The organism is Anaerococcus groningensis, assembly GCF_046365465.1.
GTDB classification, from domain to species: Bacteria; Bacillota; Clostridia; order Tissierellales; family Peptoniphilaceae; genus Anaerococcus; species Anaerococcus groningensis.
The window spans coordinates 124,245-138,400 of record NZ_JBGMEG010000014.1; the positions used below are offsets into that span (position 1 = coordinate 124,245).

The following is a 14,156-nucleotide window of genomic DNA, read 5'->3' on the forward strand; positions in this document are numbered from 1 at the left end:
ATGGATAAGGTTATAGGAATAGATCTTGGTGGAACAAAGATTAATGCATGCTTAATAAATGAGAAGGGTGAAATAATCCAAAGAAGCGCTGTAGAAACTGAGGCCAAAAAGGGTAGAGATGTAGTTTTAAATAATATACAAAAATCTATAGAGGCTCTCGATTATAATGATGCTCTTGCCATTGGCATAGGTACTCCTGGTTTTATAGATGCAAAAAATGGCATTGTTACTTTTTCAGGAAATATAGAAGGCTGGACGGGTTTAAATTTAAAAAATGCAGTAGAAGAGTTTGTAGATATACCAGTTTTTGTAGAAAATGATGCAAATATAGCTCTTTTAGCTGAAAAATGGATTGGAGCAGGCAAAAACTATAAGGACATAGTAATGATAACCCTTGGTACTGGTGTAGGTGGGGCTATATATAATGAAAAATCCGGCTTACTATCAGGTTCAAATTTTCAAGGTGCAGAGCTTGGCCACATAATTTTACATCCAGGTGGTGACTACTGTACTTGCGGCCAACATGGATGTGTAGAAGCTTATTGTGCAGGAACTGCCATTTCTAAAAATTATGAAAAACTTACTGGCAAGCTTTTATCTGGAGAAAAAATACTAAAAATTTCTAGTCAAGATGTAGATGCTAGAAAGGTTTTAGAAAACTACCAAAGTAACTTAGCTTATTTTTTAACCAGTCTTAGAAATATATTTGATCCAGAAGTGATTATAATTGGAGGAGGAGTAATCCACTCTAAAGATATTCGGTGGGATGGTATGATCGAAAAATTTAATAAAACATGTAATAATACTGAAAATATTGATGTAGTTGCTGCAAAATTTTTAAATGATGCAGGTGTTATAGGTGCAGGAAAAATTGCTTTTGAAAGGATGAGTAATGGAAAATAACAAGGTTTTAATCCTAGATGACGAAGATTCTATCAGACAATTTATGAAAATAAATTTGGAATATCAGGGTTATCAAACTGTAGAGGCTGCTACAGGGGAAGAGGCATTAAGATTATTTGAAGAAGAAGATCCAGCTGTAGCTATTTTAGATGTAATGCTACCAGGTATCAGTGGTTTTGATGTTTGTGAAGCTATTAGAGAAAAATCCCCTAGGACTGGAATAATAATGGTTTCTGCAAAATCCCAAGATATAGATAAGATACTTGGCTTAGAACGAGGTGCTGATGATTATATTATAAAACCCTTTAACCCACAAGAACTTATTCTTAGAGTGAGATCTCTTATGCGCAGGGTTAACCTAAGTGTAGATAAGCCAGATAAAGAAAATGCAAAAACTATATCCGATGGTCCTTTTACCCTAGACTTATATGCAAAAACTTTTTATAAGGACCAAACAGAAATAGATGTGACTCCAACAGAATTTGCTATCCTTAAAAACTTTATTCAAAATAAGGGTAAGGCTATGACCCGTGATGAAATAATGGAGCAGACTTGGGGAGAAAACTACAGTAATGATACAAAAATCGTAGATGTAAATATCAGAAGAATCAGAGCAAAAATAGAAGAAGACCCAGCAAAACCTCAGTTTATTGAAACTGTATGGGGTACAGGTTATAGATGGAAGTAGAAAAAAGAAATAAGTTATTAAAGCAAAATAATTCATATAGGCAGACCATTATCCGCATCATTATGCTTTTTGTAGTTACTGTAGTCATTGGTTTTGAGATATTTGCTTATAACAGTATTAGAAATTATTATGAATCCGCTTTAGTAGGGTCTATGCAAAACCAGGCCAGAATAAACCAACTCCAATTTAATACTTATATGAATAGGTATGACTTATCAGATATCATAGTTGGAGATAAAAATGCTTTTTATAGGAATAATGAAACTCAAGTACAAATTTTAGATAATTCTGGTGTGGTTCTTTTTGATTCACAGGCAACCAACCAAGTAGGTACAAAACTAGCTCAATCTGATGTAAGTGAGGCTAGAGAAGGTAAGCTTAGTACTTTTAAAAGTCGCAATCCTCAAACTGATGAAGAAATCATCTCTTTATCTTATCCGCTAACAGCGAATGAAAACCAGGTGGGAATTTTAAGACTTACTTCATCACTAAGTGAGGTAAATACAAAAATAAGAAATGATATGTTTTTTTACATAGTATTTGGATCCATAGTTGTTATAGTTGCATTTTTTGTATCACTTATAGCTTCTAGACGTGTTATCGCTCCAATATTAGATTTAATTGGTGTTTCAGAAAAACTTGCTGCAGGTGACTTCAAAGAGCGTGCTAAGGTAAATGGTAATGACGAACTATCAGAGCTAGCTTCTACCATTAACTTTATGAGTGATAGTATTATAAAAAGGGAAGATATGAAAAATGAGTTTATATCTTCAGTTTCCCATGAACTAAGAACACCCTTAACTTCTATAAAAGGATGGGCGATTACCCTGCAGTCAAAAGATATCCAACAAAATCCAGATATGCTAAACCAAGGATTAAATATTATTGAAAGTGAAGGAGATAGGCTTTCAATGATGGTAGAAGACTTATTAGACTTTTCAAGACTTCAATCTAGTAATTTTAAATACAATAAGGATAAAATTGACATAGTAGAGCTAGTAAAACAAGTCCATACTCAGCTGACTCCTAGGGCCAATAATGAAGGTATAAATTTCACATTTACAAGCATTTATAAGTCAGTGATAGTTTATGCTGATAAAAACCGCATGAAAGAAGTTTTTATTAATATAATAGATAACGCTATCAAATTCACTAGCGATGGTGGTAATATAGATATTCTTATAGACCAAGCAGGTGATAATGTATCTGTTACTATAAAAGATGATGGTGAAGGGATAAAAGAAGATGAGATAGCCTTTGTATCAAGCAAGTTTTATAAGGGTAGCTCATCAAAATCTCAAACTGGCTTAGGTTTATCCATATGTGAGGAAATAATCAAAGCTCATGATGGAAAACTTATAATAAGAAGTAAGTACGGTTCAGGTACATCAGTTATTGTAGAAATACCGAGGTTAGATGATGACAAAGAGAATTAAGTATATATTAGGACTTTTATTTATATTCTTTCTTACTTCCTGCTCAAATTCTAAATCCCAGGATTTAAGTGATTTGATAAAAACTCCAGAACTAGCAAGTCCAGTTTTAGAAGGAACTTGGCAGGTAAGTGAAGTAGAAGAAATAACGGGAAATTCATCAAGTGTGGCACCCAAATTAGGTGAAAAATTATATATAGATAAAAATCTAGTAGCCATGGATGATGAATATGCATTCCCACCCACCTTTAGTTCAAAATATGTAAACTTATATGAGTACTTAGCTACCAGAGGTTATGACTTTGAAAAAATAAATAAAGAAGATTCAGCGGTAGTCGTCAATGCATCTCAAGGGCAATTTTTTTCAAGAGACTTTATCCAAAGAAGTGAAGACGAAATATTTTTTTTACAAGACGATAATATTATATATTTATCAAAACTATCAAACACAGTCGATCAAGAGGTAATTGATAAATATACTAGTCTTGCTACTAAAGAACGTGTAGATAGTAATGATGAAGATAAATCTATAGAAGATTTGGGAATCTTACTTGCTGTAAGAGAGCGAAGAGATCTATCAGATGGTAAGCAAGACTATGATTATTACACATATTTTGTAAAAATAAGTCCAGACCAAGAAGTTAGTTATAAAAAAGCAAAAGATATATTCTTTCGCGGACAAAATGAATATTGGAAAGTAAAATCAAAAAAAAACAAGGTAACAGGTTTATATGATAATATCGAAGCTTTTCCAACTAGGATAGAAAAAGATATGGAAGATAGTGCAAACATAGCCCGTTACACCTACAAGGACTTTTCTAAGGATATAAAAATTAATTATGTAGATATGGATTATATTTCGTTTTCCTATACTACTGATTTTTACAATAATACCATTAATAAATACGGCGTACTGGGAACCAATGAACTAGAAGATAATAATCTTGTAACTATAGCAGAATTTACTGGAGAGGAAAATGCCAGTGAGCAATTTGAAGAAATGGTTGTAAATGAAACTATAAGCAAAGTATCTGATGTAAATCCCGAAAATATAAAAATTGACTCTACAAATTTTGGTTTGGTTAGAGATAATGGTTTATGGACAATCCAAACTTCTTTATATACCAAAGAAGGGCAACAAAGAGCTTCTAGTCAAATTCCTATAAGAAACTATGCGGAAGAAAACTCTACCTTATCAACAACAATTACACGCGATCAGGTAAGAAATATAAATTCCCAAGAAAAAGATTATTTAGTAGTACAAAATGGCAACTATTTAATCATACAAACAACAGATGAAATTTTATTTCATAAGATAGATGATGGAACGATTGATAAAAATCCATTTTTTTCAATACAAACTCCAAATCCAACATCATTTATAGCCCTAGACCAACAAAGTGGAACCAATGTTGAAAGTTTAGAAGACTCATTTAGTTCATCTAATGAAATAGTTGATGAAAATTAATTTATTGAAAGAGTTTTTGTAAAATGATATCATATTTCTAGGAGAGAATATGGATTTAGTATTTGCAAGCGGAAATAAAGATAAAGTAAAACAAGTTAAATTAATCCTTGGTGAAGTAGATGTAAAAACACCTGAGGATTTTAAGATAAAAAATTTTGAAGTAAAGGAAGATGCACCAGACTTAAAGGGAAATTCTTATAAAAAAGCAAAGGCACTTTTTGATATAGTGAATAAGCCAACAATCGCAGATGATACTGGTTTATTTGTAGAAGCCTTAAATGGAGATCCTGGTGTATATTCCCACAGATATGCAAGTGAGAAACCTACTTACAAAGAAAATAGAGAAAAACTTTTATATGAATTGAAAAATAAAGATAATCGTAATGCTTACTTTGAAACTTGCTTATGTTTTATAGATGAAACTGGCAAAGACCATTATTTTTATGGTAGGCTTAGTGGAGTGATTACAAAATCAGAAATTGGTGATTATGACTTTGGCTACGATCAAGTATTTTTACCAGAAGATTCTTCAAAGACCCTTGGAGAAATGGACAAAGAAGAGATAAATGAAATATCTCATAGAGGCAGGGCTTTTGAAGAATTTAAAAAATATTTAGTTGGGTTAGAATTATGAAAGTATTAGTTACAAGTGATACCCATGGCATTTATTCTAGAATAAGTGATTATATTTTAGAAAATGATGATATAAAATTACTCCTCCATGCTGGAGATGGGGCAAGTGATGTAGAAAATATTCATTATGAAACTGGTATAGGTTATGAATTTGTTAGAGGAAATAATGACTATTCCTCTAATGCACCGGTAGAAAAGATAGTTAAAGTAGAAGATATAAAAATTTTTATAACCCACGGCCATACCTATGGTGTACATTATGGCTATGATGAAATTTTAAAACGTGCAAGAGACTTATCATGTGATATAGCCATCTATGGGCACACCCATAAAACTTTAAATGTAGTAGAAGATAATATAAGAATTATAAATCCTGGCTCAGTTAGTATGCCTAGAGACAATAATCCTGGGTTTTTTATCCTAGATATAAATGGTAATTCTTATGATTTAAGAAGAATTAAAACAAATAAGGAGTTCTAATGACAGGATTAATCAATCTTATCGCCCAGAATTCATCGAAATTAAGTATATTACCAGTAGTTGTTGTTATGAATATTATTATAACTATACTTATCCACTTTTTGGCTAAACGAAAAATTGTTAAATTTTTCCCATCATTTGCCTTAGGAATAGGTGCGATTTTACTATTAATATATTCACTTAATATTTTTACAACACCTAGGGGGATTAATCTTACTTGGATTGCAATATTTTTGGGATCCAGTGCTTTAGTTGGTTTATTTACATGCTTTATAATAGATTTAATAAAATCGATTAAACATGCAAATCTAGAAGTTGCATCTTATGAAGGTCATGTAGCTCAAAAAACTAGAAGTGATTCTAAAAGAAAATCTAAAAAGTCTGATGAAAATGTTAGGGTAGCTAAAAAGCCTAGTAGAAATCGTACTAGTAAAAACAAGGCCAGTAAGTATCATACAAAAAAAATCAAGGCAAACCCTAAGGGCGAAATAAAAGAAAATAATAAATCAAAGACTAAGGATGTAATAGTTTTTGAATCTGAGGATTAAGTATAAGGTGATTTTATGCAAAAAGCAGCATTTTTTGATATAGACGGAACCCTATTTAGAAATAGTTTATTAATAGAGCATTTTTTACTATTAACTGCAGATGGAGTTATAGATGAGGATATTTGGAAAAATGAAATAGGACCTCTTTATAGTAAGTATCAAAATAGATTAGGTGCCTATGAAGATTATCTGGATAAGGCATCTTTGGTTTACCAACAAAAACTAGCAGGAATTGATAAGGCAATAATTGATAAATACTCAGACATAGTTATAAAAGAGAACAAAAATAAGGTTTATAGAATCACGAAAAGAGCTGTAAAATTTCATAAAAAAAACGGCTACAAAATATTTTTTATATCTGGATCCCCAATGTTCTTGGTAGAACATTTTGGTGAAATATATGGGGCTGATGAGAGTATATCAACTATTTATGAATTTGATGATACTAATCTATTTACTGGAAAAGTTACTCCAATGTGGGATAACAGAAGTAAATTAGGGGCTGTAATGGAGCTTGCAAAGAAGTATAATATTGACTTAGATAGTTCTTATGCCTATGGGGATACCAATGGTGACATCAGCATGTTCCAGTTAGTGGGCCATCCTCATGCTATCAATCCATCTTTTGAGCTTATTGATAAGCTATATACTGATAGTGAGCTAAGAGAAAAAACTGTAATTGATATTGAAAGAAAAGATGTGAATTATAGTTTTAAACTTAGTGATATGAAGGCAAATTTTAAAAAGTTTTAAAAATCTTTATGAATAAAATTTTATTTTAAAAATCATATAGGCTAAATTGTAAGTAAAATATACATTAATAATATATTACTGCATATTTTTACTAATAATTTAGTTTTTTTTATTCTGACCATAAATATTTCTAAATAATTTTAAGGCTAATTATGTTAGAATAGTAACACGAGGTAAGGTAATGAAGGCAGAAGTAAATGAACAATATCCAATAATTGAAAAACTTGAATATAATTTTTTGATAAATGAAGATATATACTCATTTAATACGCTTATGTCTTTATTATATGATAAAAATTTTGTAAAGTTCTCCAAAAATGATTACTATGTTAAAGAGTATGTTATGAGAAACCTAAAAAAATATTTTTGGAATCTTAGCGACATTGATCAAATCATTTTAACTTTAGAAAATCTTATCACTGATGATCTAAATAGATACGAATTTTGGATATCTGTAAAAGCTCAATATAGGGCTTTTAAAGATAAAAAAATGATAGATGATTTAGAATGTGACATTATAAACGAACTAGGTGTAAGATTTTTAATGGAAAACATGTATCCAACTATCAACAAAAATGACCCAAAACTTATAGATTTAGGAGATAAATACAAAGAAAATATCTACAATGATAAAAACTTAGTATCAAAATTAAAGGAAAATATGGGGGTTTATTGTGATTTGAAAGTAAAATCAAAGGTTTACACCCTAGACCAAACCACCCACAAGCAATTAAGGTTTGATACCAGCAGCATATACACAGATGATATTACTATTAGTCAGACTAAAAAAATATATGAAAAGAGTCAATCATATCTTTATAAATCTATTGTAGACATTTATGCGGAATATTATTTTAGAGGATTGTTAAGAGAAGTATTAGAAAGATATCAATAAGAGCTTATATAAGCTCTTTTTATTTTAAAAATTATGAGAATATTAGGGATAGATCCAGGAATTGCAATCATGGGTTATGGCGTGGTTGATTTTGATGGAAATAAGGTTAAAGTAATAGAAAACGGTGTAATTACAACATCTAGCAAGACAAAAACTCCAGAAAGATTAGAGATTTTATATGAAAATCTCAATGAAATTATTAGCGAGTTTAAGCCAGATGAATACGCTATAGAAGAACTGTTTTTTAACCAAAACGTAAAAACTGCCATAACAGTAGGCCATGCTAGAGGTGTTCAAGTACTGTGTGCACAAAGAAATAATTTGCCTATCTACGAATATACGCCCCTACAAATTAAACAAGCCATTACAGGTTATGGAAGGGCTACTAAAAGTCAGATGCAAAAAACAGTTACAACATTATTAAATTTAAAAGAAATACCAAAACCTGATGACGCAGCAGATGCACTTTCTGTTGCTCTTTGCCATGCTTTAAGTCAAAGGTTTAAAGAAAATTTTAGGATGAATTAATGATTTCATATATTATAGGTGATGTAAGGGCTATAAATGAAGAGGATTTCATAATCGAAAATAACAACATGGGTTATCAAATAAAAACTTCTTTATCAACCCTTGCGCTAATAGAATTAAATAATGAATACAAAATATATACGTCTTTGCAAGTTAGAGAAGATGATATGAGCCTTTACGGGTTTTATTCTAAGGAAGAGCTAGAAATGTTTTTGCTTTTAACATCGGTTTCTTCAATAGGACCTAAAAATGGGATTACTATCTTATCTTCGCTTGGTGTTGAGGAGATAAAACTTGCCATTGCAAATAATGACATTGATGCTTTAACTAAAGCAAAGGGTGTAGGTAAAAAAACTGCAAGTAGAATTATTTTAGAACTAATGGATAAGGTAAAACTTATGCCTATGGCAGATAAGACAAAACCAGTATCATCTCTAACTCAAAATGAAGATATGGATGTTGCTAAAGATGCCTTACTAAACCTAGGCTATGCTCAAAATGATATTTCAAATGTCTTACTTGAGCTTAAGGATAGTAACCTTTCACTTGAAGAACTTATTAAAGAAAGTTTAAAAAGACTAATATAGGGGCAATTTATGTATGATGAAAATGAAAGAATAGTTGGATCTAACGAATTAAAAGAAGATTTAACTAACGAAAACTCTATAAGGCCTAAGTGGTTAAAGGATTATATTGGCCAAGATAAGGTAAAAGAAAAATTAGAAATCTTTATTGAATCCTCCTTATCTAGAAAAGATCCACTAGATCATGTGCTTTTACAAGGACCACCTGGACTGGGTAAAACCACCCTTTCTTCTATAATTGCCAATGAACTGGGAGTTAATCTAAGAGTAACAAGTGGGCCAGCTATCGAACGTCCATCAGACCTTGCTAGTATTCTTACAAATCTTCAGCACGGAGATGTTTTATTTATAGATGAAATTCACAGGATAAACCGTTCTGTAGAAGAAATATTATACTCTGCTATGGAAGACTTTGTTTTAGATATTATTGTTGGAAAAGGACCCAATGCCCAATCTATAAGAATAGACCTAGAAAAGTTTACCCTAGTAGGTGCCACAACAAGAGCTGGACAGTTATCAGCACCTTTACGTGATAGGTTTGGTGTTTTACTTTCATTAAACTTATATGATGCAGATGATTTAACAACAATTATAAAAAGATCTGCTGGTATTTTAGATATAGAGATAGATGATGAGGGTGCTTACGAAATAGCAAAAAGATCTAGAGGTACCCCAAGAATTGCCAATAGACTTTTAAAAAGAGTGCGTGACTATGCTATAGTTAGAAAAGAAAGCAAAATAGACTGGCAAACAAGTAAAGAGGGATTAAATTTACTAGAAATAGATGATATGGGTCTAGATACTATGGATAGAAAAATTGTGATGACCATGTATCAAAATTTTGACGGTGGCCCAGTTGGAATAGATACCATAGCCGCATCAACCGGTATAGAAAATGTAACTATAGAAGATGTTTATGAACCATACTTGTTGCAAATAGGTTTTTTGTCTAGGACACCTAGAGGACGTGTTCTTACAAGAAGAGCCTATGAGCATTATGGATTAGTATACGAGGAATAGATGAAAACAGACGACTTTGATTATTATTTACCAGAAGAGTTAATAGCCCAACATCCAGCAGAAAAAAGAGACCATGCTAGATTACTAGTTTTGAATAAAGAAACCGGAAGTATAGAAGATAAATACTTTTATGATATTATTGACTATCTAAACCCTGGTGATGTTTTAGTAATGAATGATACTAGGGTAATACCTGCTAGACTTTTTGGCCACAGAGAAGGCAAAGAAGAATCGATAGAGGTATTTTTACTCCACAATACTGAAGGCAAAACTTGGGAATGTTTAGTACGTCCTGGTAAAAAGATGAAAATAGGTACAAAAATTATATTTTCAGATGAATTATCAGCTAAAGTTAAAGATATAAAAGAAGATGGTAATAGGATAATAGAGTTTTTCTATGAAGGAATATTTAATGAAATCTTAGATAAACTTGGCAATATGCCTCTACCTCCATATATTAAAGAAGAGCTTGATGAGCCAGAAGAATATCAAACTGTTTATTCAAAAAATCCAGGCTCTGTAGCAGCCCCTACTGCTGGCCTACACTTTACCAAAGAACTTTTAAATCAAATTGAAGAAAAGGGAATTAAATTAGCTTATCTAACACTAAATGTAGGGCTTGGTACTTTTAGACCGGTAAGTGTTGATGATGTAGATAATCATAAAATGCATAGCGAGTTTTATAATCTCAGCCAAGAAACTGCTGATATTATAAAAGAAGCCCATGCTAATGGCAAAAGAGTAATTGCTACTGGTACTACAACTATAAGAACATTAGAGACAGTATATAAAAATAAAGGTGAGCTTACAGCAGATTCTGGCTGGACTGATATTTTTATCTACCCAGGATTTGAATATAATGTTGTAGATGCATTTATAACTAACTTCCACTTGCCAAAATCAACTTTGGTAATGCTAGTAGCAGCCTTTACCTCAAAGGATATGATTTTAAATACCTATAACTATGCTGTCAAAGAAAAATACAGGTTCTTTAGCTTTGGCGATGCTATGTTTATTCATTAAGGAGATATTTTGGGATTAAAATTTGAAGTTATAAAAAAAGATAAAAATTCAAACGCAAGAGTAGGTGTAATCCATACTGCCCATGGAGATATACCTACACCTATTTTTATGCCAGTAGGTACCCTTGGAACAGTAAAATCAATGACGGTTGAAGAGTTAGATCAAATGGGAGCTAAGATTATTTTAGGAAACACCTACCACTTGTATCTAAAACCTGGTATGGATATTATGAAACAGGCAGGCGGCCTTCATAAATTTATGAACTGGGATAAACCAATTCTTACAGATAGTGGTGGGTTTCAAGTATTTTCCCTTGCTGAGCGTAGGAAAATAAATGAAAATGGGGTAGAATTTAGATCACATATAGATGGATCAAAACACCTCTTTACACCCGAAAAAGCAATATCTATCCAAAATGATATCCATTCTGATATTATGATGAGCTTTGATGAGTGTGTAGAGGCACCAGCTGATTATGATTATGTAAAACAATCAATGGAGCGAACAATTCGTTGGGCAAAAAGAGGATTAGATTACCATAAAGAACACTCACATAAAGACCAATCCTTATTTGGTATTGTTCAAGGTGGCTTATATAAGGATTTAAGAGAAAAATCTGCTATAGAAACGACGGCTATGGATTTTGATGGATTTTCTATAGGGGGACTTTCAGTTGGAGAAACAAAAGAAGAAATGATTGATATTTTAAACTTTACAACTCCACTGCTACCATATGACAAACCAAGATACAATATGGGTGTTGGTACTCCAGATTATTTATTTGAGTCATTTGAAGCAGGAATTGATATGGCTGATTGTGTATTACCTACTAGAATTGCAAGGAATGGAACTGCTTTAACTTCTCAAGGTAGACTAGTTGTAAGAAATGCAGCTTATAAAGAAGATTTTTCTCCACTTGACCATGAGTGTGATTGCTATACATGTAGAAATTACTCTAGAGCCTATATCAGACATTTGGTAAATGTAAATGAAATCTTAGGGGCTAGGCTTCTTACCTACCATAATTTATACTTCCTTTTAAAAATGTGCGAAAATATCAGACAGGCAATTATGGAAGATAGGTTTTTAGAATACAAAGAAGAGTTTTATAGTAAATACGGCTATTAATGAAACTTGAGTATATTATATTAATCATTCTCTTATTTGGATTTTATGAAAAATCTATAAAAGATGATATAAAGCTAAGAAAAAATAGAGAATATATTTATGAAAATCTAGAAATAGGGTCTAAGATAACAACATTTTCTGGTATCATTGGTGAAGTTACTGACATAGATGGGGAAGTAGTTACAATTTTATCTGGGGATTATGATAGTATAAGTAAGTTAAAAATAAAAAAATCTGAAATTAAAAATATAATTTCTTAAGAGGCATACGATGCCTCTTTTGTTTTATAAAAAATTAAAAAATGGTATAATTTTCCTATTAGGAAGGGTGATGCAATGAGCAATTGGTTTATATATAATAAAAAAGAAAATTACTTAAATAACTTAAGATATAATAATATTTCCAAGCTAGAAGCTTTGATTTTAGCAAATAGAAATATAGTAGGGGATCAAACTGTAGAAATGTTTTTAAATCCTAGCCTTGATAAATTGCATGACCCATTTTTACTAAAAGATATGGAAAAGGCTACTAATCTTATTATTGAAACCATGAAAAAGGGTGGAGAAATAAGAATATTTGGTGATTATGATCAAGATGGTATAGCATCAGTTATGACTTTATTAGATGGATTGCTTTTTTATTATGACAATATTAGCTATGACATTCCTCAAAGGGTTAAAGAAGGCTATGGCATATCAACTGGGATGGTTGAAAAAGCTATTGCTGAAAAAGTGAGCCTTATAATTACATGTGATAATGGAATTACAGGTTTTGAGCAAGTAAAAGAGTTAAAAGATGCAGGTATAAATGTAATTGTTACTGACCACCATGAGATAGAAATATCAAATAATGGTGAATGGGCCAAGCAAGTCTTACCAGAAGCTGATGCAGTTATAAATCCAAAACGCATTGATCAAGAATACCCCTTTACTGATTTATGTGGGGCAGCGGTCTGTTTTAAATTAATGGCTGCTTTGTTTCAAAAGCTTGATGGAGACTCTGAGTATCTCTATAGTTTACTAGAATATGTAGCCATGGGAACAGTCTGTGATATAGTTTCTCTTACAGATGAAAATCGCATATTTGTAATTGAAGGAATAAAAAGATTAAATTATACTGAAAAACTTGGTATAAAAGCGGTCTTAGAAGAAAGTTCTTGGACAAAAGAAATAGATGTTTATACCCTAGGTTTTATTTTAGGACCAACCATGAATGCTACAGGCAGGCTTTCATCTGCAAAAATGGCCATAGAACTTTTAATGGAAGAAGATATAGACAGGATTTATGAGCTTGCCAAAGAATTAGTTGAACTAAATAATGCACGCAAAAAACTAACCCAAGAGGGCTTAGATAAGTGTGTAGCAATTATTGAGGAAAATAAATACTACGATAACGATGTGATTGTAGTTTATGAACCAACCATAAATGAATCTATATGTGGAATAGTAGCAGGTCGTATAAAAGAAAAATATTATAAACCTACTATTATTCTTACTGAATCAAATACAAAGGGTCTTGCTAAGGGATCAGGTAGATCTATAGAAGATTATAATATCTACCAAGAAGTTTTAAAATATAAGGAAAATTTAGAATCTTTCGGTGGCCACCCTATGGCTTGTGGATTATCTATAAAAACCCAGAAAATAGATGAGCTAAGAGAGTTTTTAAATGAAAACTCAAAGCTTACAGATAGGCAAAAGCAAAAAACTATTAACATTGATAAGGCTATTGATATTTCAAAATTATCTTTAGAGTTTGCAGAAAGTTTAAATAAACTAGCACCCTTTGGAAAAGATTTTGAAAAACCAATATTTGCTGACAAAAATGTCGATATAGCCCAAGTAGCTATGATTGGTAAAGATAAGAAAACCATGAAATTGTCACTCCATAAAAATGGAGTTTATGTTAATGCAATTAAATTTAATGCAGTGGATGATTATAAGTATTTACGTGATAAATTTAATGGAAATATTGAAGGAAAGAAAATTGATGTAGTCTATTACCCAGATATAAATGAGTTTAGAGGCAATAGAAACCTTCAGTTAAAGCTTATTGATATTAGATGAGGTAAA

16 protein-coding genes are annotated in these 14,156 nt (G+C 31.4%); all 16 read left to right on the forward strand.

The window, feature by feature from the left end; translation table 11 throughout:
* Positions 1-903 (forward strand): ROK family protein, encoded by a 903-nt coding sequence (locus tag AB9Q04_RS07540; RefSeq protein ID WP_410024729.1) that lies wholly within the window; start codon positions 1-3, stop codon positions 901-903.
* Entirely contained in the window at positions 893-1,591 is a 699-nt protein-coding gene (locus tag AB9Q04_RS07545; RefSeq protein WP_410024730.1) for a response regulator transcription factor, read from the forward strand. Before AB9Q04_RS07540 ends, AB9Q04_RS07545 begins: the two co-directional genes overlap by 11 nt.
* A complete protein-coding gene (locus AB9Q04_RS07550) occupies positions 1,582-3,027 on the forward strand; it encodes a sensor histidine kinase (RefSeq protein ID WP_410024731.1) in 1,446 nt (481 codons plus the stop codon). Before AB9Q04_RS07545 ends, AB9Q04_RS07550 begins: the two co-directional genes overlap by 10 nt.
* Complete coding sequence (locus AB9Q04_RS07555; RefSeq protein ID WP_410024733.1) at positions 3,008-4,492, forward strand: hypothetical protein; 1,485 nt, start codon at positions 3,008-3,010, stop codon at positions 4,490-4,492. Before AB9Q04_RS07550 ends, AB9Q04_RS07555 begins: the two co-directional genes overlap by 20 nt.
* Positions 4,493-4,541: 49 nt before the next feature.
* Positions 4,542-5,126, forward strand: coding sequence for an RdgB/HAM1 family non-canonical purine NTP pyrophosphatase (gene rdgB, locus AB9Q04_RS07560; RefSeq protein WP_410024734.1), 585 nt, complete (start codon positions 4,542-4,544; stop codon positions 5,124-5,126).
* Complete coding sequence (locus tag AB9Q04_RS07565; RefSeq protein ID WP_410024735.1) at positions 5,123-5,605, forward strand: metallophosphoesterase family protein; 483 nt, start codon at positions 5,123-5,125, stop codon at positions 5,603-5,605. Before rdgB ends, AB9Q04_RS07565 begins: the two co-directional genes overlap by 4 nt.
* Positions 5,605-6,153, forward strand: a complete 549-nt coding sequence (locus AB9Q04_RS07570; RefSeq protein ID WP_410024736.1) for a hypothetical protein — start codon at positions 5,605-5,607, stop codon at positions 6,151-6,153. Before AB9Q04_RS07565 ends, AB9Q04_RS07570 begins: the two co-directional genes overlap by 1 nt.
* Positions 6,154-6,168: 15 nt before the next feature.
* Entirely contained in the window at positions 6,169-6,906 is a 738-nt protein-coding gene (locus AB9Q04_RS07575; protein ID WP_410024737.1) for an HAD family hydrolase, read from the forward strand.
* 181 nt (positions 6,907-7,087) lie between these two features.
* Positions 7,088-7,801 carry a hypothetical protein gene (locus AB9Q04_RS07580; protein ID WP_410024738.1) on the forward strand — a complete coding sequence of 238 codons (714 nt, stop codon included), beginning with the start codon at positions 7,088-7,090 and terminating at the stop codon, positions 7,799-7,801.
* A gap of 33 nt (positions 7,802-7,834) precedes the next feature.
* On the forward strand, positions 7,835-8,329 hold the full coding sequence (ruvC, locus tag AB9Q04_RS07585) for a crossover junction endodeoxyribonuclease RuvC (RefSeq protein WP_410024739.1): 495 nt from the start codon (positions 7,835-7,837) through the stop codon (positions 8,327-8,329).
* Positions 8,329-8,916, forward strand: coding sequence for a Holliday junction branch migration protein RuvA (gene ruvA, locus AB9Q04_RS07590; RefSeq protein WP_410024740.1), 588 nt, complete (start codon positions 8,329-8,331; stop codon positions 8,914-8,916). Before ruvC ends, ruvA begins: the two co-directional genes overlap by 1 nt.
* A 9-nt stretch (positions 8,917-8,925) precedes the next feature.
* Positions 8,926-9,933, forward strand: coding sequence for a Holliday junction branch migration DNA helicase RuvB (gene ruvB, locus AB9Q04_RS07595; protein ID WP_410024741.1), 1,008 nt, complete (start codon positions 8,926-8,928; stop codon positions 9,931-9,933).
* Positions 9,934-10,956, forward strand: coding sequence for a tRNA preQ1(34) S-adenosylmethionine ribosyltransferase-isomerase QueA (gene queA, locus AB9Q04_RS07600; RefSeq protein ID WP_410024742.1), 1,023 nt, complete (start codon positions 9,934-9,936; stop codon positions 10,954-10,956).
* Positions 10,957-10,965: 9 nt separating this feature from the next.
* On the forward strand, positions 10,966-12,084 hold the full coding sequence (tgt, locus tag AB9Q04_RS07605) for a tRNA guanosine(34) transglycosylase Tgt (RefSeq protein ID WP_410024743.1): 1,119 nt from the start codon (positions 10,966-10,968) through the stop codon (positions 12,082-12,084).
* Positions 12,084-12,344, forward strand: coding sequence for a preprotein translocase subunit YajC (locus AB9Q04_RS07610; protein WP_410024744.1), 261 nt, complete (start codon positions 12,084-12,086; stop codon positions 12,342-12,344). Before tgt ends, AB9Q04_RS07610 begins: the two co-directional genes overlap by 1 nt.
* A gap of 75 nt (positions 12,345-12,419) precedes the next feature.
* Positions 12,420-14,150, forward strand: a complete 1,731-nt coding sequence (gene recJ, locus AB9Q04_RS07615) for a single-stranded-DNA-specific exonuclease RecJ (protein ID WP_410024745.1) — start codon at positions 12,420-12,422, stop codon at positions 14,148-14,150.
* The last annotated feature ends 6 nt before the right edge of the window (positions 14,151-14,156 follow it).

Coding starts and splice junctions, on each gene's coding strand:
- AB9Q04_RS07565 (WP_410024735.1), top strand. CDS start 5,123: ATGAAAGTATTAGTTACAAGTGATACCCATGGCATTTATTCTAGAATA.
- ruvC (WP_410024739.1), top strand. CDS start 7,835: ATGAGAATATTAGGGATAGATCCAGGAATTGCAATCATGGGTTATGGC.
- AB9Q04_RS07580 (WP_410024738.1), top strand. CDS start 7,088: ATGAAGGCAGAAGTAAATGAACAATATCCAATAATTGAAAAACTTGAA.
- AB9Q04_RS07540 (WP_410024729.1), top strand. CDS start 1: ATGGATAAGGTTATAGGAATAGATCTTGGTGGAACAAAGATTAATGCA.
- AB9Q04_RS07545 (WP_410024730.1), top strand. CDS start 893: ATGGAAAATAACAAGGTTTTAATCCTAGATGACGAAGATTCTATCAGA.
- AB9Q04_RS07610 (WP_410024744.1), top strand. CDS start 12,084: ATGAAACTTGAGTATATTATATTAATCATTCTCTTATTTGGATTTTAT.
- ruvB (WP_410024741.1), top strand. CDS start 8,926: ATGTATGATGAAAATGAAAGAATAGTTGGATCTAACGAATTAAAAGAA.
- rdgB (WP_410024734.1), top strand. CDS start 4,542: ATGGATTTAGTATTTGCAAGCGGAAATAAAGATAAAGTAAAACAAGTT.
- AB9Q04_RS07555 (WP_410024733.1), top strand. CDS start 3,008: ATGATGACAAAGAGAATTAAGTATATATTAGGACTTTTATTTATATTC.
- queA (WP_410024742.1), top strand. CDS start 9,934: ATGAAAACAGACGACTTTGATTATTATTTACCAGAAGAGTTAATAGCC.
- ruvA (WP_410024740.1), top strand. CDS start 8,329: ATGATTTCATATATTATAGGTGATGTAAGGGCTATAAATGAAGAGGAT.
- AB9Q04_RS07550 (WP_410024731.1), top strand. CDS start 1,582: ATGGAAGTAGAAAAAAGAAATAAGTTATTAAAGCAAAATAATTCATAT.
- AB9Q04_RS07570 (WP_410024736.1), top strand. CDS start 5,605: ATGACAGGATTAATCAATCTTATCGCCCAGAATTCATCGAAATTAAGT.
- AB9Q04_RS07575 (WP_410024737.1), top strand. CDS start 6,169: ATGCAAAAAGCAGCATTTTTTGATATAGACGGAACCCTATTTAGAAAT.
- recJ (WP_410024745.1), top strand. CDS start 12,420: ATGAGCAATTGGTTTATATATAATAAAAAAGAAAATTACTTAAATAAC.